Origin of the sequence: Caulobacter sp. FWC2 (genome assembly GCF_002742625.1) — a bacterium.
Lineage (GTDB): Bacteria > Pseudomonadota > Alphaproteobacteria > Caulobacterales > Caulobacteraceae > Caulobacter.
In genome coordinates this window covers 4447360-4465307 of sequence record NZ_PEBF01000001.1, presented here as the reverse complement: position 1 = coordinate 4465307, position 17948 = coordinate 4447360, and the positions used below count along the sequence as shown (strand labels likewise).

The following is a 17948-nucleotide window of genomic DNA, read 5'->3' as shown; positions in this document are numbered from 1 at the left end:
GCTCACTTGCCGCCCGCATAGTCCTTGATCAGGGCGTAGAGGAAGTCGCGGCCGTCATAGAGCGACTTGACCCGGATGCGCTCGTTCAGCCCGTGGATGCCGTCACCGTCCGAGCCGCCGAACAGGCCCGAGACGCCATAGGTCGGGATGCCGGCGGCGTTGGTATGAACGCCGTCCGTGGCGCCGGTCAGCAGGATCGGCACGATCGGCACGCCGGGCCACAGCTTGGCGGCTTCCTTCTCGATCGGGCCCATGATGGCGGGCGTCAGCGGCGGAGGCGGCGAGACGGGATTGGCCTCGTGGGCCAGGACCACGGTCGTCGGCGCGCCGGCCAGTTCGGCCAGCTTGGCGCGGACCTCCTCGACCGGCGTGCCCGGCAGGATGCGGCAGTTGACGTTGGCCGTGGCGCGTTGGGGCAGGGCGTTGGGCGCGTGGCCGGCATTGACCATCGTGGCCACGCAGGTGGTGCGCAGCATCGAGTTCCACATCGGGTCGGCGGTCACCGTCTTCAGCGCGGCCGGATCGTTGATGTTGGCGACCAGCGCCTTCATCGCCGCCGCCTGCTCGGCCGGCACGCGGGCTTGCATCTGGGTGAAATAGCCGCGCGTGGCGTCGTTGAAGCGGGGCGGGAAGCCATAGGCGCCGATCCGGTCCAGGCCCGCCGACAGCTGGTAGATGGCGTTGGCCGGGACCGGGCGGCTGGAGTGGCCGCCGGGATTGGTCACGGTCAGGGTGAAGTCCTGATAGACCTTCTCGCCGCCCTGGACCTCCAGCACGACCGGCTTGTCGTGTTCGTCCAGCAGGCCGTCGGCGCCTTCGTTCAGGGCGAATTCGGCGTCGACCAGCGGGCGGTGGTTCTTCACCAGGTCCTCGATGCCGTTATAGGCCTCGCTCTCCTCGCCGCAGGTCAGGGCCATCTTGATGTCGCGCCGGGGCTTGAAGCCGGCCTGCTTCAGGCGGACCAGGCTGTCGACCCAGATGGCCGCCTGGGCCTTGTCGTCCGACGTGCCGCGTCCGAAGAAATAGCCGTTCTCCTCGACCAGCTTGAACGGGTCGCGGGTCCAGTCGGCGCGGTTGGCCTCGACCACGTCGATGTGGGCCAGCAGCAGCATGGGCTTGGACTTCGGGTCGGTCCCCTTGAGGATCGCCACCAGGCTGCCCTCCTTGGGATGGCCGTCGGCGACCACGACCTTGACGTCTTCGGCGGGGAAGCCCGCCGCCTTCAGCCGCGCGCCCATGGCCTCGGCCGCCTGGGTGCAGGAGCCGACCGACAGGGTGGTGTTGATCTCGACCAGCTCCTTGTAGAGGTCGCGGAAGACCAGTTGGTCGGGGCGGACGGTCTTGGGAGGCTCGGCGACCTGAGCGCTCGCCGTCGTCGCCAGGGCCACAAGGGAGCCCGCCATCATCCACATCGACCGTTTCATCCGTACTCTCCCCATTGAACTTGGGCGGGAGGAGAGCCCGCCAGCGCCCGCCGCGCAAGGGCCGCCGTTAACGCCTCGTTAGCAAAGGACTGGCTTTTCGTGGGGCCAGGAAAAGGCGATGGTGCGAGAACACATGATGAACGCGAATCGCACGCCAATCCGAATCCTGGGGCTCGATCCTGGTCTGCGCCGCACCGGCTGGGGCGTGCTGACGGTCGAGGGCTCGCGCATGAGCCACGTCGCCCACGGGGTGATCGTCCCTGACGAGAAGGCCGACTTCGCCCAGCGCCTGCTGCACCTGTTCGAAGGCATCTGCGCGGTGATCGAGCAGCACAAGCCCGACGAGGCGGCGGTCGAGGAGGTGTTCCTCAACACCAACGCCCAGTCGACGCTGAAGCTGGGCCACGCCCGCGCCGCCGCCCTGATCGCGCCGGCCCGCGCTGGGCTGCTGGTCGCTGAGTATTCCACGCGCCTGGTCAAGAAGGCGGTGGTCGGCACCGGCGCGGCCGACAAGGCCCAGATCGGCTTCATGATCGCGCGCCTGCTGCCCACGGCGGGCAAGACGACGGCCGACTGCGCCGACGCCCTGGCCGTCGCCATCACCCACGCCAATCTGCGCGTCGCCAACCGGAGGGTCGCATGATCGCCAGAAAGCCATGATCGGAAGGCTGAGAGGCGCCGTCGCCGAGGTCGGCGAGGAAGAGGCTCTGATCGACGTCATGGGCGTCGGCTATGTCGTCCGCTGTGGCTACCGCACCCTCCAGCGTCTGCCGGCCCTGGGCGAGGAGACGCTGCTGCACATCGAAAGCCAGTGGAGCGAGAGCGCCGGCCTGCGGCTCTACGGCTTCGCCACGCGCGAGGACCGCAAGGCCTTCGTGCTTTTGCAGGCCATCCAGGGCGTCGGCCCCAAGGCGGCCATGGCGGTGCTGGACGTGCTGTCGCCGGCCGAGCTGGCCTCGGCGGTCGCCCGCGAGGACAAGGCCGCCGTCGGCCGCGCTAATGGCGTCGGGCCGAAGCTGGCTTTGCGCATCGTCACCGAGCTGAAGGACAAGCCGATCACCGACGGGCCGGTGCTCATGGCCGCCCCGACCTCGGGTTCGACCGCCGCGCCCGCCAAGCCCGCGCCGACCGGCGACGCCGTCGCGGCGCTGATGGGTCTTGGGGTCGCCGAGGTGAACGCCCGCCGCGTGGTCGAGGCCGCGGCTATTCAGTTGGGTGAAGAGGCGAGCGTGCAGGCGCTGATCAAGGCCGGCCTGCAGGAGTTGGGGCGATGAGCGCGGTGATAAGCCCTTCCCCCTCGATGGGGGAAGGGTTGGGATGGGGGTGTCTCGGCGCTGGCCGCCGGCACGAACCTGACCGCCGTAGTCACCCCCATCCCCGACCCTTCCCCCATCAAGGGGAAGGGGGAGTGTTTCGCCATGACCCGCATCATCTCCGGCGAAGCCCAACCGCACGAGGCTGCACCCACCGCGACCGACCGCGCCTTGCGCCCGCAAACCCTGGCCGAGTTCGTCGGTCAGGAGCAGGCCAAGGGCAATCTGCGCATCTTCATCGAGGCCGCCAAGGGCCGGGGCGAGTCCCTCGACCATGTGCTGCTGTTCGGTCCGCCGGGCCTGGGCAAGACCACCCTGGCCCAGATCATCGCCCGCGAACTGGGCGTCAATTTCCGCGCTACCTCCGGCCCCGTGCTGAACAAGCCCGGCGACCTGGCCGCGATCCTGACCAATCTCGAGCCGAACGACGTCCTGTTCATCGACGAGATCCATCGCCTGTCCTCGAACGTCGAGGAAATCCTCTACCCGGCCATGGAGGACCACGTGCTGGATCTCGTGATCGGCGAAGGTCCTTCCGCGCGCTCGATCCGCATTGATCTCGCGCCCTTCACCCTGGTGGCGGCGACCACCCGGGCGGGGATGCTGGCCACGCCCCTGCGCGACCGGTTCGGCATCCCGATCCGGCTGGAGTTCTACACCCCGGCCGAGCTGCGCCACGTGCTGCTGGGCGCGGCCCGCAAGATGGGCGCGCCGCTGTCCGAGGACGGGGCCGACGAGATCGCCAAGCGGGCGCGCGGCACCCCGCGCGTCGCCGGCCGCCTGCTGCGCCGGGTCCGCGACTTCGCCGAGGCTGACGGCGCCAGCGTCATCGACCGCAAGGCCGCCGGCCTGGCGCTGGCCCGCCTGGAGGTCGACGAGGTCGGCCTCGACAGCCTGGACCGCCGCTACCTGCGCGCCCTGATCGAGCACTATGGCGGCGGGCCGGCCGGCGTGGAGACCATCGCCTACGCCATCGCCGAGGCCCGGGACGCCGTCGAGGACGTCATCGAGCCCTATCTGATGCAACAGGGTTTCATCCAGCGCACCCCGCGCGGCCGCGTCGCCTGCGGCAAGGCCTATCTGCACCTGGGGCTCAAGGCTCCGCCGGCCCCGACGGGGCCGGGCGGGTTGTTCGGGGACGAGGCGGGCGGCTAAGATAAAGCCCATGACGACCCCGCCCGAACCCACCGCCCCTGAACCGACGGCCGGCGTGTTTTCCGGCCGCGAGCATCAACTGCCCGTGCGGATCTATTACGAGGACACCGACTTTTCGGGGATCGTCTATCACGCCAACTACCTGCGCTACATGGAGCGCGGACGGAGCGACTTCTTCCGGATGGTCGGGATATCGCACACCGAACTGGCCAAGGCCGACACGGCGTTCGCGATCATCCACATGACGCTGGACTTCAAGCGCTCGGCGCGGATCGACGACGCGCTGGTGGTGCGAACGACCTATGACCGGGTGAAGGGCGCGCGGCTCTATGTCAGCCAGAAGGTGACGCGCGGCGACGAGGTGCTGGTCGAGGCCCGGGGCGAGGCGGTCTGCATCACCCTGGACGGCCGTCCGCGTCGTCCGACGGCGGAGATGCTGGCCCAGCTGGCGCCCTGGCTCTTGGTCGACGGCGAATAAACAAACATCGTTTTTCGGGATCGCTCGACGATTGTCATAGTTTCACCCAAGCGTCGCTTCATGCCATACGGCGCGTGCTAGAGCGTGACAGCCAAAAGTGGATACCGGTTTTGGCGACCGTCACGCTCCAAATGTAGAATTGTACTTAAGACGCCCCAACGGAGCCATAACCCGCATGGACGCCTCGGCAGCCGCCCCGAATTTCTCGTTCTTCGCCCTGTTCATGCAGGCCGACTGGGTCGTGAAGGCCGTGATGATCGGTCTGATCCTGGCGTCTCTGGGCTCGTGGGCCGTGATCCTGGACAAGCTGGTTCGCTTCACGGGCCTGAACCGCGCCGCCGATCGCTTCGAGGAGCAGGTCTCGGGCGGGCGTTCGCTGGAGGACGTCGCGGGCGAGGCCGGGGCCAATCCGCGCCACGCCCTGCCGCGCATGCTGCAGGCGGCGCTGAAGGAATGGCGTGACGCCAAGACCAAGGGCGCGATGAGCGAGAACCAGGCCGGTTTCCTGATCGCCCGCATCGACCGCATCCTGGACGCCCAGATCGCCCGCGAGAACGCCAAGGTCGAGGAAGGCCTGGGCAGCCTGGCCATCGTCGCCACCGCCAGCCCGTTCATCGGCCTGTTCGGCACGGTCTGGGGCATCATGCACGCCTTCCAGAACATCGCGATCTCGAAGAACACCTCGCTGGCCGTCGTGGCTCCGTCGATCGCCGAGGCGCTGTTCGCCACGGCCGTCGGCCTGATCGCCGCCATCCCGGCCTATATCGCCTACAACAAGTTCTCTACCGACGCGGGCAAGTACGCCGGCCGCCTGGAAGGCTTCGCCGACGACCTGTCGACCGCGATCCAGCGTCGCCTGTCGGACCGGGTCTAGACCGATGGCGATGTCGTCCAACGACGCCTTCGCGACGGGCGGCGGCCGGGGCCGTCGTCGTCGCGGCCGCCGCTCGCGCGGGGCCCTGTCCGAGATCAACGTCACGCCTCTGGTCGACGTGATGCTGGTGCTGCTGATCATCTTCATGATCAGCGCGCCGCTGCTGACCGCCGGCGTGCCGCTGGAACTGCCCAAGACCGAGGCCGCCGCCCTGCAGAACCAGGAAGAGCCCATCACTGTCTCGATCAACCGCGAGGGCAAGATCTTCGTCGGCGAGACCGAGATCCCGTTCCAGAACCTGGCCCCGCGCCTGACCGCGATCGCCGGCAGCGGCTACGACAAGCCGATCTTCGTCCGCGCCGACGGCGGGGCGACCTATGCCGTCGTCGCCCAGGTGATGGCGGGCCTGTCGAACGCCGGCTTCAACAAGATCAACCTGATCACCGAGACGGGCGGCCCCTCCACGGGCGCGGCGCCGAAGGATGCTCAGCCGGAGGGCTCGAGCGACCTGCGGCCGGCGCAATAGGGGCCGCCAGGAAAGCTTGATGAGCGCTCGCCGTGAATCCCCGATCTCTCCAGGCCTGCTGGCCTCGATCGCGCTGCACGGAGCGGTGGCGGCGCTGATCGCGTTCGGCCTGCCGTGGAAGCAGTCCAAGCCGATCACCATCGGCGAATCGGTGCCGGTGACCATCGTCACCAACGGCCCGACCAATGTGCGTCCCGCCGAGGAAGCGCCCGAGGAACAGACCGCCCAGACGCCTGATCCCGCGCCCGAGGCCACGCCGGAGCCGCCGGCTCCGGAACCGGCGCCCAAGCCGACGCCCGCGCCCGCGCCGCCGCCGAAGCCCACACCGACGCCGAAGCCCGCGCCGCCGACCCCGACCCCGCCGCCCAAGCCCGCGCCGACCGCGAAGGCGACGCCGGCGCCCGCGCAGGCCAAGCCGACTCCGGCCAAGAAGCCCGAGGCCGACTTCTTCGCCTCGCTGGAAGCCTCGATCGCCAAGTCCAAGAAGGCGACGGGCAAGCCGACCGCTAACGCCCCGAAGGGCCCGGCCCGCGCGGAGACCTCGGTCTCGGCCCGTCCGGCCATGGGCGCGGCGACGGGCCTGTCGGCCGCCGCCCTGGGCCGCTTGCAAGGCGAGGTCCAGGACCGCTGGAACCCCAACTGCGAGGTCGAGGGCGGCTCCGACGTCAATGTCCGCGTGATCTTCGTGATCGGCCCGGGCGGCCGCGTCGTCGGCCAGCCGGAATCGCCGGGCATCTCCTCGCCCAATCCCGTCGTGAAGGCGGCCTCGGACCGCGCCATCCGGGCGCTGTTCGCCGCTTCGCCGTTCGCCTATCTGCCGTCCGACCTGTACGGTCAGAAAATCGCCCTCAACTTCAACGCAAAAGAGGCCTGTTCGCGTTGAGGATTGGCATGACGAAGAAGGAAGCTCCGATGCGCCAGAAAGCCTTTGTAGGGATGCGGGCCCTGATGCTGATGGTCGCCGCTCTGCTGAGTGGCGCGGCCTTCGTCACCCCGGCCGCCGCGCAGATCGAGGTCAACATCAACTCGGGCGCGGTCAAGCCGCTTCCGATCGCCGTGCCGGCCTTCTCGGGCACGACGCGCGGGGCCGAGATCGCCCAGGTCATCACCGGCAATCTCGAGCGCTCGGGCCTGTTCCAGCCGCTGAACGTCGCGGGCGTTCCGGACAAGCTGCAGGACGTCAACGTCCAGCCGCGTTTCCCCGACTGGCAGGCCACGGGCGCCCAGGCGCTGATCAACGGCCAGGTCACGGTCGGCCCCGATGGCGGCCTGCGCGTCGACTTCCGCCTGTGGGACGTGTTCAGCCAGCAGCAACTGCTGGGTCTGCAGTTCTCGTCCACGCCGGACAACTGGCGCCGGGTGGCCCACAAGATCAGCGACGCCGTCTATGAGCGGCTGACCGGTGAGAAGGGCTATTTCGACACCCGCGTGGCCTTCGTCGCGGAGAGCGGCCCCAAGCTGGCCCGCGTCAAGCGCCTGGCGATCATGGACCAGGACGGCGCCAACCCGCAGTACCTGACCGACGGCTCGTACATCGTCATGACGCCGCGCTTCAGCTCGACCAGCCAGGAGCTGACCTACATGGCCCTGCGGCCGACGGGGTCGTCGATCTACCTGCTGAACCTGGAAACCAGCCGCCAGGAAACGGTCGGCAAGTTCCCGGGCATGGTGTTCGCGCCGCGCTTCTCCCCGGACGGCAGCAAGGTGGCGTTCTCGGTCGAGAAGGCCGGCAACAGCGACATCTATTTGATGGACCTGCGCAGCCGGTCTTCGACCCGCATCACCACCGACCCGGCCATCGACACCTCGCCGTCGTTCTCGCCGGACGGGACCAAGATCGCCTTCAACTCCGACCGCGGCGGCCAGGCCCAGCTCTATGTGATGAACACCGACGGCTCGGGCGTGCGCCGCATCTCGTATGGCGGCGGCCGCTACACGACCCCGGTCTGGAGCCCGCGCGGCGACTTCATCGCCTTCACCAAGCAGACGGGCGGCGAGTTCCACATCGGCGTCATGCGCCCCGATGGCAGCGACGAGCGCCTGCTGACCACTAGCTATCTCGACGAGGGCCCGACCTGGGCGCCGAACGGCCGGGTGCTGATGTTCTTCCGCGAGAGCTCGGCCGGCAATCCCAAGCTCTGGACGGTGGACATCACCGGCCGGATCCTGCGGCCGGCGGCCTATGGCGGCTCGGGCTCCGACCCGGCCTGGTCCCCGCTGCTGGACTGATTGACACATCCTTCGGGCAACTTGCGCGGAGCACAGGCGTTCAAGGCACAGGTTCCGGCCCGTGGTCTATTCGCGCCGGAAGTGAATCATCACCGTCCGACGAGCTTCTGACATCATTGTGAGGCTTCGTCAGGCGTTTCATGGGTCCATTCCAAGCGTTGCGCAGGTATGGATCAGGTCCAGAGTTCGTAGACTGAGGAGAAACTGGATGAGCTTCGACACCCAGCGCGCCATTAGACTGGCGCTCGTCGGCGTGGCAGCAGCCTCGCTCGCCGCCTGCGCTTCGCGTCCGAAGCCCCAGCCTGTCGCGCCGGCGCAGGAACCGACGCCGACCGCCCCGAGCCAGCCCTACACCCCGCCGCCGGCCCCGCCGGTGTCGAGCGGCGTGCTGCCGGGTTCGGTTCAGGACTTCGTCGTCAATGTCGGCGACCGCGTCTATTTCGACACCGACGAATATTCGGTCCGCGCCGACGCCCAGCCTGTCCTGGCCGGCCAGGCTCAGTGGCTGAACCGCTATCCGCAGGTCCGCATCCGCATCGAAGGCAATGCCGACGAACGCGGCACCCGCGAGTACAACCTGGCGCTCGGCGCCCGCCGCGCCAACGCCGTGCGTGACTTCCTGATCGGCCAAGGCGTTGCCGCCGCTCGTATCGAGACAATCTCGTTCGGCAAGGAACGCCCGATCGATGGCGGCACGAGCGAAGAGTCGTGGGCCAAGAACCGTAACGGCCACACGGCCATCACGGACGGCGCCCGCTAAGCTGTAAGTCCTGGGGCGGCTGCTCAAACGAGTAGCCGCCCTAGTTTTGTCCGCGTCCTATCGGTAGATCACGGTCATGAAGCTGAAATCCGCTCTGCTCGCCGTCCTGTTCGCCTCGACTGCCGCCGTGGCTGTCGCCCAGACCCCGCTGCCCGCCGAGGATCCGCTGGACGATCGCTCGGCCAAGCGCGTCGAGCGCATGGAAAAGGTGGTCCGCGAACTGCGGTCGATCGTCTTCCAGGGCCGCGACACCGGTAAGCCCGTGGTCGTGCAGCCGGCCGAGACCGACGCCCAGATCGCCGCCCTGAACGAGCGCGTCGGCGACCTGGAACAGACCCTGACCCGGCTGAACGGCCAGAACGAGGCCGCCAATTTCGAGCTGACCAAGGCCAACCGCGCCGCCGCCGACCAGAAGGCGCGCGCCGATCTGCTTGAACAGCGCCTGGCCGCCCTGGAGAAGTCGATCGCCGACATGCAGGCGGCCGCTGCCGCCCAAGTCAGCGCCCAAGGAACCGGAGGCATGGCCCTGGCCGGAGGGACCCCGCCGCCGCCCGCGCCGCCGGCCGATCCGGCGGTGGCCTTCAAGCAGGCCAAGGATCTGTTGTTGGCCGGCGACTACGCCAATGCCGAGCAGGCCTTCGCGGCCTATGTGAACAACTATCCGGACAGCGCCAAGGCGCCGGAGGCCCGCTACTGGCAGGGCGAGACCCTGTTTGTGCGCGAGGCCTATACCGACGCGGCCGGGGCCTATATCGGCGCGATCCGCGGCTGGCCGCAGACCAGCTGGGCGCCGGACGCCACGCTGAAGCTGGCCCGCTCGATGGTAGCTCTGAAGAAGACCACAGAGGCCTGCCGCACCCTGGACGAGCTGTCCAAGCGCTATCCGAAGGCTCCGGGCCAGGTCATCTCCCGCGCGGCCTCGACCCGCGTCGCGGCCAAGTGCGCGTAGAAGCGGTTCGAGCCGCCCTCGACCGGCGGCTCGATCGGACTTCTAACGCCCCGCTGGCCGTCGGCTTTTCCGGCGGCGGCGATTCTCTCTTCCTGCTGAAGGCGGTCCTGGACTGGGCGGGCGAGCGGCGCGTGCTCGCCTTCGTCGTCGATCACCAGCTTCAGGCGGACAGCGCGCGCTGGACCGCCGACGCCGTCGCCAAGGCGCGGGCGCTGGGCGCGGAGGGCAAGGCGCTGGCCTGGACCGGCGACAAGCCTTCCACCGGTCTGCCCGCCGCCGCCCGTCGCGCGCGTCATGCCTTGCTCGCCGAAGCCGCGCGCGAGGCCGGCGCCAAGGTCCTGCTGCTGGGCCACACCGCCAGCGACCTAGCCGAGGGCGCGGCCATGCGGGCCGAGGGCTCCACCGTTTCCGACCCCCGCCAATGGGCGCCGTCGCCGGTCTGGCCGGAAGGCCGAAGCGTCTTCCTGCTGCGACCGCTGCTAGGCCTGACCCGCGAGGCGATCCGCCAGGCCCTGGCCGCCGAGGGCGAGACCTGGCTGGACGATCCGGCCAACGACGACCTCCGCTATGCGCGAGCGCGGGCCAGGGCCTCAGACCCCGACGCGGTCTCGCCGACCCAGGTCACACCGCCATCGCCGCCGGCCTTCCAGATCGACCCCGCCGGCGCGATCCGGTTGCCGCGTGATGTCGCCGCCGCTCACCTGGCCGCCGCCCTGCTGTGCGCCGCCGGGACCGAACGGCCGCCGCGCGGCGAGCGGTTGGCGCGGTTGGCCGAGCGTCTGCGCGCCAACGAGACCTTCGCCGCCACCCTGTCGGGCGCGCGGGTCGAGGCGGCCGATAATGTCCTGATCTGCCGCGACGCCGGCGAGACCGCGCGGGGCGGTCTCTCGCCGCTGGACCTGTCGCCCGGCCAGACCGGCGTCTGGGACGGCCGCTGGGAGATCACCGCCGGGACCGCGCCGCTGACCGTCTTCGCCCTGAAGGGCAGGGCGGCCAGCCTTTCGCCCGGCCAGCGCGGCCAACTCTCCGCCGTCCCCGCCGCCGCCCGTCCCAGCCTGCCGCTGATCGTGGGTCCCGCCGCGGTCCCGTATTCGCCCGCGCTTGACGGCCCGGACCTTGCAGCCGAAGGAGGTGCGTGCGCGCGTCCGCTCGTTCTGGATCGTTTCAAGGCCGCGATCGGTCGGATCGACCAAGAATCCGTGACCTGATGTCACGTCCATGGCGCAAGCGCGCATGACTCCCTATCTTGGGAGGTCAAGAACCTATTCGTTGGGAAGACGAGGCGTATGAATTTCCGGAACCTGGCCATCTGGCTGGTGATCGTCGCGGTGCTGGCAGGCGTTTTCGTCGTCAGTCAGAACTCTCGCACCAAGGGCGGCGGCGAGATCAGCTACTCGCAACTCCTCAAGGACGTCGATGCGGGCAAGATCAAGTCCGCCGAGATCGCGGGGCAGACCGTCATGGCCAAGGGCGCAGACGGCAAGGTGCTGACGGTCAACGCGCCCATGAACTCCGACGAGCTGGTCAACCGCATGGTGGCCAAGAACGCCGACGTGAAGTTCAAGAGCGGCTCGATCAGCTTCCTGGCCATCGTGGTCCAGCTGCTGCCGATCCTGCTGGTCGTGGGCGTCTGGCTGTTCTTCATGCGCCAGATGCAGGGCGGCGCCAAAGGCGCCATGGGCTTCGGCAAGTCCAAGGCCCGGCTGCTGACCGAGAACAAGAACCGCATCACCTTCGAGGACGTCGCCGGCGTCGACGAGGCCAAGGAAGAACTGCAGGAGGTCGTCGACTTCCTGAAGGATCCGGCCAAGTTCCAGCGCCTGGGCGGCAAGATCCCCAAGGGCGCCCTGCTGGTCGGCCCTCCCGGTACGGGTAAGACCCTGATCGCCCGCGCGGTTGCGGGTGAAGCCGGCGTGCCGTTCTTCACCATCTCGGGGTCGGACTTCGTCGAGATGTTCGTCGGCGTCGGCGCCAGCCGCGTGCGCGACATGTTCGAGCAGGCCAAGAAGAACGCCCCCTGCATCATCTTCATCGACGAAATCGACGCCGTCGGTCGCCACCGCGGCGCCGGCCTGGGCGGCGGCAACGACGAGCGCGAGCAGACCCTCAACCAGCTGCTGGTCGAGATGGACGGCTTCGAGGCCAATGAAGGCATCATCCTGATCGCCGCCACCAACCGTCCGGACGTGCTGGACCCCGCGCTGCTGCGTCCGGGCCGCTTCGACCGTCAGGTCGTGGTGCCCAATCCGGACGTCGCCGGCCGCGAGAAGATCATCCGCGTCCACATGAAAAACGTGCCCCTGGCCGCCGATGTCGACGTCAAGACGCTGGCGCGCGGCACCCCGGGCTTCTCGGGCGCCGATCTGGCCAACCTGGTCAACGAAGGCGCCCTGCTGGCGGCCCGCAAGAACCGCCGCATGGTCACCATGCACGACTTCGAAGCGGCCAAGGACAAGGTCATGATGGGCGCCGAGCGCCGCTCGATGGCCATGAGCGACGCCGAGAAGAAGCTGACCGCCTATCACGAGGGCGGCCACGCCCTGGTGGCCCTGCGCGTTCCCGTCGCCGATCCGGTCCACAAGGCCACGATCGTGCCGCGCGGCCGCGCCCTGGGTATGGTCATGCAGCTACCCGAGGGCGACCGCTACTCGATGAGCTACGACATGATGACCTCGCGCCTGGCCATCATGATGGCTGGCCGGGTCGCCGAGGAGCTGATCTTCGGCAAGGAGAAGATCACTTCGGGCGCGTCCAGCGACATCAGCGCCGCCACCAGCCTGGCCCGCAACATGGTCACCCGCTGGGGCTTCTCGGACGAGCTGGGCACCGTGGCCTATGGCGACAACCAGGACGAAGTGTTCCTCGGCCACTCTGTCGCCCGCACCCAGAACGTCTCGCCAGAGACGATGATCAAGATCGACAAGGAAGTCCGCCGCCTGGTCAAGAGCGGCGAGGACGACGCCCGCAAGATCCTGACCGAAGAGCTCGACAACCTGCATGTGGTCGCCAAGGCCCTGCTGGAGTTCGAGACCCTGAGCGGCGAAGAGATCATCGGCGTCATGAAGGGCGAGGTCCCCAAGCGCGACGAGGACGAGAGCAACAAGGAAACTGTCACCGCGCCGTCCCTGGTGCCGCTGTCCCCGGGCGCGGCCGCCAGCGTCACCGCTTAAGCGGGCCTATTCAGACGATCAAAGCCGGCTCGAAAGGGCCGGCTTTTTTCTTGCCGATTTTTCGCCGTCTGTCGGCAACCCGACGCCGGTTCGATCGTTGGAGCTTGGCCGCGCGTGCGTGGCCTGGGGCCACCTGCTTGACGGAAGACCATGAGCGCGATTGACGAGCCGCGAGGCTCGCCCACCCAACTGTCGTCGATCCCCGCCTTCCTGACCGGAGGCGGCGAGATGGCGGTCGCGGTGGCGGCCCGCGAATGGTCGACGACGGCTTTCGGTCCGCTGGCCGCCTGGCCGCCCGCCCTGCGCGCGGCGGCTTCCATGGTGCTGAACGCGCCGATCCCTTCGGTGCTGGTCTGGGGCGATCAGGAAGTTATCCTCTACAACGCGCCCGGCGGCGACTTCCTGGGCGCGGCGGGCCCGGCGGCCCTGGGGCAGAGATTCGCCGAGGTGTTCCCGGTCGCCGAGGGCGCGGCGCTGCTGGCCAGCGCCAAGGCCGGCGAAGGCCTGGTGCGCGAGAGCGTCGGCTTCATCCGTCCGAACGGCGAGCCGGCGTGGTGCAATCTGTTGTTCACGCCCGTGCGCGGCGAGACCGGTGCGGTCGAGGGCGTCATGTGCGTCTGCAACGACATCACCGCCCGTGTGCTTCGCGAACAGGCCCAGGACGCCGACCAGCAGCGCTATCGCCTGTTGTTCGAGTCGATGGACGAGGGGTTCTGCGTCATCGAGTTCTTCGACGGCCCGCATGGACCGCTCAGCGACTATATCCACATCATGGCCAATTCGGCCTATGAGCGTCACGCGGGCATCCCCAATGTCGTGGGCCAGACGCTGCGCGAGATCGTCGGCGAAGAGGCCGACGCCTGGGCCGAGCGGTATGGCGCGGTGTTGCGCACCGGCGTGCCGATCCGCTTCGAACAGGAGCTGGTCGCCACCGGCCGGCACCTGTCGCTCTCGTCGTTCCGCATCGAGCCGCCCGAGCTGAAGCAGGTCGCGGTGCTGTTCCAGGACGTCACCGCACGCAAGTGCGCCGAGGCCGAACTGCGCCGGCTGAACGAGACGCTGGAAGCCCGCGTGACCGAGGCCCTGGCCGAGCGCCGGCTGCTGGCGGACATCGTCGAGGGGACCAACATCTTCGTCCAGGTCGCCGACATGGACCTGAACTGGCTGGCCATCAACGGCGCCTCGGCCGGCGAATTCCAGCGGCTGTTCGGCGTCCGCCCCCAGGTCGGCGACAACATGCTGACCCTGCTGGCCGATCAGCCCGCGCATCAAGCCGGTATCCGAACGGCCTGGGAGCGCGCGCTGCGCGGCGAGACCTTCGTCGAGATCGGCGAGTTTGGCGACCCGTCACGCGAGCGTCGTTACTACGAAATGCGCTTCCACCCGCTGCTGGACGCCGACGGCCGGCAGGTCGGGGCCTATCAGTTCGTCTACGACGTCACCGAGCGTCTGGCCGAGCAGGAGCGCCTGCGCCAGACCGAGGAAGCGTTGCGCCAGGCCCAGAAGATGGAGGCGGTCGGCCAGCTGACCGGGGGGCTGGCCCACGACTTCAACAACCTGCTGGCCGGCATTTCGGGCTCGTTCGAAATGATCGGGGCGCGGCTGGCCCAGGGGCGGACGTCGGACGTGGAGCGCTATCTGGCGGCCGGCCAAGGCGCGGCGCGTCGGGCGGCGTCCCTGACCCATCGCCTGCTGGCCTTCTCGCGCCGCCAGACCCTGGCCCCCAAGCCGGTGGTCATCAACAGGCTGCTGGCCGACTTCGTCGAACTGGTGCGCCGTACGGTGGGACCCGGCGTCGAGGTCGAGATGATCGCCGCCACGGGCCTTTGGTCGACCCTGGTCGACGCCAACCAGCTCGAGAACGCCCTGCTGAACCTGTGCATCAACGCCCGCGACGCCATGCCGACCGGGGGCAAGATCACGCTGGAAACCGGCAACCGCTGGCTCGATACGCGCACCGCCCGTGACCATGGGCTGGAGCCGGGCCAGTACGTCTCGGTCTGTGTCAGCGACACCGGCACGGGCATCGACAAGGCGACGCTGGAGCGGGTGTTCGACCCGTTCTTCACCACCAAGCCGATCGGCCAGGGCACGGGCCTGGGGCTGTCGATGGTCTATGGCTTCGCCCGCCAGTCGAACGGTCACGTGCGGATCTATTCCGAGGTCGGGCAGGGGACGATGGTCTGCCTGTACCTGCCGCGCCACCTGGGCGCGGAGCAGGGTGACGTGACGCCCGAGCCCGTCATCGGCCCACCGGTGGTTCCGGCCGGCAAGACGGTGCTGGTGGTCGACGACGAGCCGACCGTGCGGATGCTGGTCGTCGACGCCCTGGCCGAGCTGGGCTTCGCCTGCCTGGAGGCTCAGGACGGGGCTTCCGGCCTGCGGATCCTGCAGTCCAACGCCAAGATCGACCTGCTGATCACCGATGTCGGCCTGCCCGGTGGGCTGAACGGTCGCCAGGTCGCCGACGGGGCCCGGGCGCTGCGGCCGGACCTGCGGGTGCTGTTCATCACCGGCTATGCCGAGAACGCCGTCCTGAACCACGGCCACATCGAGCATGGCATGGAGGTGCTGACCAAGCCCTTCGCGGTCAACGACCTGGCCGCCCGGGTCGACCGGATGCTGCGCGAGGCGTAGGAGGAGGGCCATGAATATGGCCTCTCCCGCGTCCCGGCCCCGCGTCATGGGGATCGTCAACGTCACGCCCGACAGCTTCTCCGACGGCGGCAAGTATCTCGGCGCCGCCGACGGCATCGAACATGCGCGCCGGCTGATCGCCCAGGGCGCCGACATCCTCGACATCGGCGGCGAGAGCACCCGGCCGGGCGCGGCCCCGGTCTCGGAGTTCGACGAGATCCTGCGCGTGGTCCCGATCATCGAGGCGATCCGTGCGGCCAGCGACATCCCGATCTCGATCGACACCATGAAGCCCGGCGTCGCGCGCGCGGCCGTCAGGGCCGGGGCGAGCCTGTGGAACGACGTGGCCGCCCTGCGCTTCTCGCCCGAGGCGCCCGAGGTCGCCGCCGAGCTAGGCTGCGAGGTCGTGCTGATGCACATGCTGGGCCAGCCGGGGACCATGCAGGACGACCCGCGCTACGATGACGTGGTCGCCGAGGTCGAGGCCTTCCTGCTGGCGCGGGCTTTCACGGCCATGGCCGCAGGCGTGGCCAAGGAGAAGATCTGGCTGGATCCGGGCATCGGCTTCGGCAAGACGGTGGCCCACAACCTGGCTTTGCTGAAGGCCCTGCCGCGCTTCGTGGCCCTGGGCTATCCGATCCTGCTGGGGGCCAGCCGCAAGCGCTTTATCGCCGGGCTCGACCCGTCGGCGGGCGAGGCCACGGATCGTCTTGGCGGCTCGCTCGCCGCGCACCTGGCCGGCGCGGCATCCGGCGTGGCGGCGGTGCGGGTCCACGACGTGCGCGAGACAGTCCAGGCCCTGGACGTGCAGGCGGCGATCGCCGGCGCCTAGAACAGAGCGCTTTCCCTCCCCCTTGATGGGGGAGGGGCAGGGGTGGGGGTGAATAGGGCGGTTGATGCTGGGCGCGGTCGCCGGCTCCGTAAGTCACCCTCATCCCCAACCCTTCCCCCATCAAGGGGGAAGGGAGTTTCCGGTCATCCGATTCCCCCCTAAGAACGTTGCATGTCAGACGCACCTGCCAACGCTTTCCTGGGCCGCGTCCTCGTCATCGCCGGATCGGATTCCGGCGGCGGCGCGGGGATCCAGGCCGATATCAAGACCATCACCGCCCTGGGCGGCTACGCGGCCACGGCGGTCACCGCCGTGACGGTGCAGAACACCCTGGGCGTCACCGGCGTCCACCCGATCCCGCTGGACGTGATCGCCGCCCAGGCCCGGGCGGTGCTGGACGACATCGGCGCCGACGCGATCAAGACCGGCATGCTGGGCGACGTCGGCGTGGTCGAGACCGTGGCCGCCGCGATCGATCACGCGGGCAAGATTCCCGTCATCGTCGACCCGGTGATGATCGCCAAGGGCGGAGCCTCCTTGCTGGCCGACGCCGCGATCGGCGCGGTTAAAAGCCTGATGATCCCGCGCGCGGCCCTGCTGACGCCCAACGCGCCCGAAGCCGCCGCCCTGACCGGGCTGACGGTCGAGACCACCGACGACCTGCGCCGAGCCGGCGAGGCCTTGCTGACGATGGGCGCCAAGGCGGTGCTCATGAAGGGTGGTCACGTGCTTCTTGGAGAAGGAGGGGGCGACCGCGTCGTCGACGTGCTGATGACTCCTGAGGGCGAGACCACCTTCGAGGGCGAGCGGATCGAGACCCGCCACACCCACGGCACGGGCTGCACGCTCGCTTCGGCCTGCGCGACCGGGCTGGCGCAGGGGCTGTCGCTGAACGAGGCCGTCGCCCGCGCCTGGAACTATGTCCACGAGGCCATGCTGCGCGCGCCGGGGTTCGGCGCCGGTCATGGCCCCCTCGACCACGGCTGGACGCTGCGCTGATGACGAACACGCTGGAAGACCGCCTGCGCGAGATCGTCCGCGCCACCCCCACGACCTGGCAGGTGCTGCGCACCGTCCGCGACCTGGATCTGCCCGACTGGATGATCTTCTCCGGCGCGGTCTATCAGCCCGTCTGGAACGCCCTGACCGGCCGGGATCCCGCCTATGGCATCAAGGACTACGACGTCGCCTATCACGACGACAGCGACACCAGCTACGAGGCCGAGGACGTGGTCATCCAGCGTGTCGCGGCCGCCTTTGCGCCGCCGCTGCGCGAGCTGGTCGAGGTTCGCAACCAGGCTCGCGTGCATCTGTGGTTCGAGAAGAAGTTCGGCGCCGACGAGCCCTATCCGCCGCTGGAGGACAGCGCCGCGGCCCTGAAGCGCTTCGTCGCCACCGCCTTCTGCGTCGGCGTGCGGCTCGAGGACGATGACTCCCTGAGCGTCTGGGCGCCGTTCGGGCTTGAGGACCTGTTCGCCATGCGCCTGCGGCCCAATCCGCTCCGCGTCAAGGGCGCGGGCGGCTGGGACCGGACCACGGGCTCGGCCAAGGCGCGCTGGCCGGAGATCAGCATCGAGGGCTGATTGTCACCGGGACAATAA

Annotated in this window: 17 protein-coding genes and 1 pseudogene; 17 read left to right on the top strand and 1 reads right to left on the bottom strand. The window is 69.0% G+C overall.

The window, feature by feature from the left end; all coding sequences use genetic code 11:
• Window positions 1–2 precede the first annotated feature (2 nt).
• Window positions 3–1424 carry a M20/M25/M40 family metallo-hydrolase gene (locus CSW62_RS21110; protein WP_099581255.1) on the bottom strand — a complete coding sequence of 474 codons (1422 nt, stop codon included), beginning with the start codon at window positions 1422–1424 and terminating at the stop codon, window positions 3–5.
• A 121-nt stretch (window positions 1425–1545) separates the two neighbouring features.
• On the opposite strand from CSW62_RS21110, the gene ruvC reads away from it, so the two are divergent.
• The 17 genes and pseudogenes from ruvC (at window position 1546) to CSW62_RS21030 (ending at window position 17930) form a co-directional block, all read left to right on the top strand.
• The gene (ruvC, locus tag CSW62_RS21105) at window positions 1546–2067 is read left to right on the top strand and encodes a crossover junction endodeoxyribonuclease RuvC (RefSeq protein ID WP_199170735.1); all 522 of its coding nucleotides are present in this window, start codon (window positions 1546–1548) and stop codon (window positions 2065–2067) included.
• Window positions 2068–2080: 13 nt separating this feature from the next.
• Complete coding sequence (ruvA, locus tag CSW62_RS21100) at window positions 2081–2698, top strand: Holliday junction branch migration protein RuvA (protein WP_099581251.1); 618 nt, start codon at window positions 2081–2083, stop codon at window positions 2696–2698.
• A gap of 144 nt (window positions 2699–2842) precedes the next feature.
• Window positions 2843–3892, top strand: a complete 1050-nt coding sequence (gene ruvB / locus CSW62_RS21095; RefSeq protein WP_099581249.1) for a Holliday junction branch migration DNA helicase RuvB — start codon at window positions 2843–2845, stop codon at window positions 3890–3892.
• Between the two features lie 10 nt (window positions 3893–3902).
• Window positions 3903–4370 carry a tol-pal system-associated acyl-CoA thioesterase gene (gene ybgC / locus CSW62_RS21090; RefSeq protein WP_099581247.1) on the top strand — a complete coding sequence of 156 codons (468 nt, stop codon included), beginning with the start codon at window positions 3903–3905 and terminating at the stop codon, window positions 4368–4370.
• Window positions 4371–4545: 175 nt separating this feature from the next.
• Complete coding sequence (gene tolQ, locus CSW62_RS21085; protein WP_099581245.1) at window positions 4546–5244, top strand: protein TolQ; 699 nt, start codon at window positions 4546–4548, stop codon at window positions 5242–5244.
• Window positions 5245–5248: 4 nt separating this feature from the next.
• Window positions 5249–5770 (top strand): biopolymer transporter ExbD, encoded by a 522-nt coding sequence (locus CSW62_RS21080; RefSeq protein ID WP_099581243.1) that lies wholly within the window; start codon window positions 5249–5251, stop codon window positions 5768–5770.
• A gap of 19 nt (window positions 5771–5789) precedes the next feature.
• Complete coding sequence (locus tag CSW62_RS21075; protein ID WP_099581241.1) at window positions 5790–6653, top strand: energy transducer TonB; 864 nt, start codon at window positions 5790–5792, stop codon at window positions 6651–6653.
• 8 nt (window positions 6654–6661) lie between these two features.
• Window positions 6662–7999 (top strand): Tol-Pal system beta propeller repeat protein TolB, encoded by a 1338-nt coding sequence (gene tolB, locus CSW62_RS21070; RefSeq protein ID WP_369827511.1) that lies wholly within the window; start codon window positions 6662–6664, stop codon window positions 7997–7999.
• A 193-nt stretch (window positions 8000–8192) separates the two neighbouring features.
• Complete coding sequence (gene pal / locus CSW62_RS21065; RefSeq protein ID WP_099582397.1) at window positions 8193–8759, top strand: peptidoglycan-associated lipoprotein Pal; 567 nt, start codon at window positions 8193–8195, stop codon at window positions 8757–8759.
• A 76-nt stretch (window positions 8760–8835) separates the two neighbouring features.
• Window positions 8836–9708, top strand: a complete 873-nt coding sequence (gene ybgF, locus CSW62_RS21060) for a tol-pal system protein YbgF (protein ID WP_099581239.1) — start codon at window positions 8836–8838, stop codon at window positions 9706–9708.
• Window positions 9699–10916, top strand: a complete 1218-nt coding sequence (gene tilS, locus CSW62_RS21055; RefSeq protein ID WP_099581237.1) for a tRNA lysidine(34) synthetase TilS — start codon at window positions 9699–9701, stop codon at window positions 10914–10916. The genes ybgF and tilS overlap by 10 nt, the downstream gene beginning before the upstream one ends.
• Window positions 10917–10994: 78 nt before the next feature.
• Window positions 10995–12878, top strand: coding sequence for an ATP-dependent zinc metalloprotease FtsH (gene ftsH / locus CSW62_RS21050; protein ID WP_099581235.1), 1884 nt, complete (start codon window positions 10995–10997; stop codon window positions 12876–12878).
• 150 nt (window positions 12879–13028) lie between these two features.
• A pseudogene (locus tag CSW62_RS27540) lies at window positions 13029–13460 on the top strand (hybrid sensor histidine kinase/response regulator); the annotation flags it as partial.
• Window positions 13461–13487: 27 nt separating this feature from the next.
• Window positions 13488–15515 carry a PAS domain-containing protein gene (locus CSW62_RS27120; protein ID WP_369827557.1) on the top strand — a complete coding sequence of 676 codons (2028 nt, stop codon included), beginning with the start codon at window positions 13488–13490 and terminating at the stop codon, window positions 15513–15515.
• A gap of 16 nt (window positions 15516–15531) precedes the next feature.
• On the top strand, window positions 15532–16347 hold the full coding sequence (gene folP, locus CSW62_RS21040) for a dihydropteroate synthase (RefSeq protein WP_099582395.1): 816 nt from the start codon (window positions 15532–15534) through the stop codon (window positions 16345–16347).
• Between the two features lie 171 nt (window positions 16348–16518).
• Window positions 16519–17346, top strand: coding sequence for a bifunctional hydroxymethylpyrimidine kinase/phosphomethylpyrimidine kinase (gene thiD / locus CSW62_RS21035; RefSeq protein ID WP_099581233.1), 828 nt, complete (start codon window positions 16519–16521; stop codon window positions 17344–17346).
• Window positions 17346–17930 (top strand): nucleotidyltransferase family protein, encoded by a 585-nt coding sequence (locus CSW62_RS21030; RefSeq protein WP_099581231.1) that lies wholly within the window; start codon window positions 17346–17348, stop codon window positions 17928–17930. Before thiD ends, CSW62_RS21030 begins: the two co-directional genes overlap by 1 nt.
• Window positions 17931–17948 lie beyond the last annotated feature (18 nt).

Bases quoted from the DNA above. Each gene is read 5' to 3' on its own strand.
- CSW62_RS21110 (WP_099581255.1), bottom strand. From the start codon at position 1,424: ATGAAACGGTCGATGTGGATGATGGCGGGCTCCCTTGTGGCCCTGGCG.
- ruvA (WP_099581251.1), top strand. From the start codon at position 2,081: ATGATCGGAAGGCTGAGAGGCGCCGTCGCCGAGGTCGGCGAGGAAGAG.
- ruvB (WP_099581249.1), top strand. From the start codon at position 2,843: ATGACCCGCATCATCTCCGGCGAAGCCCAACCGCACGAGGCTGCACCC.
- ybgC (WP_099581247.1), top strand. From the start codon at position 3,903: ATGACGACCCCGCCCGAACCCACCGCCCCTGAACCGACGGCCGGCGTG.
- tolQ (WP_099581245.1), top strand. From the start codon at position 4,546: ATGGACGCCTCGGCAGCCGCCCCGAATTTCTCGTTCTTCGCCCTGTTC.
- CSW62_RS21080 (WP_099581243.1), top strand. From the start codon at position 5,249: ATGGCGATGTCGTCCAACGACGCCTTCGCGACGGGCGGCGGCCGGGGC.
- CSW62_RS21075 (WP_099581241.1), top strand. From the start codon at position 5,790: ATGAGCGCTCGCCGTGAATCCCCGATCTCTCCAGGCCTGCTGGCCTCG.
- tolB (WP_369827511.1), top strand. From the start codon at position 6,662: ATGACGAAGAAGGAAGCTCCGATGCGCCAGAAAGCCTTTGTAGGGATG.
- ybgF (WP_099581239.1), top strand. From the start codon at position 8,836: ATGAAGCTGAAATCCGCTCTGCTCGCCGTCCTGTTCGCCTCGACTGCC.
- ftsH (WP_099581235.1), top strand. From the start codon at position 10,995: ATGAATTTCCGGAACCTGGCCATCTGGCTGGTGATCGTCGCGGTGCTG.
- CSW62_RS27120 (WP_369827557.1), top strand. From the start codon at position 13,488: ATGTGCGTCTGCAACGACATCACCGCCCGTGTGCTTCGCGAACAGGCC.
- folP (WP_099582395.1), top strand. From the start codon at position 15,532: ATGGCCTCTCCCGCGTCCCGGCCCCGCGTCATGGGGATCGTCAACGTC.
- thiD (WP_099581233.1), top strand. From the start codon at position 16,519: ATGTCAGACGCACCTGCCAACGCTTTCCTGGGCCGCGTCCTCGTCATC.
- CSW62_RS21030 (WP_099581231.1), top strand. From the start codon at position 17,346: ATGACGAACACGCTGGAAGACCGCCTGCGCGAGATCGTCCGCGCCACC.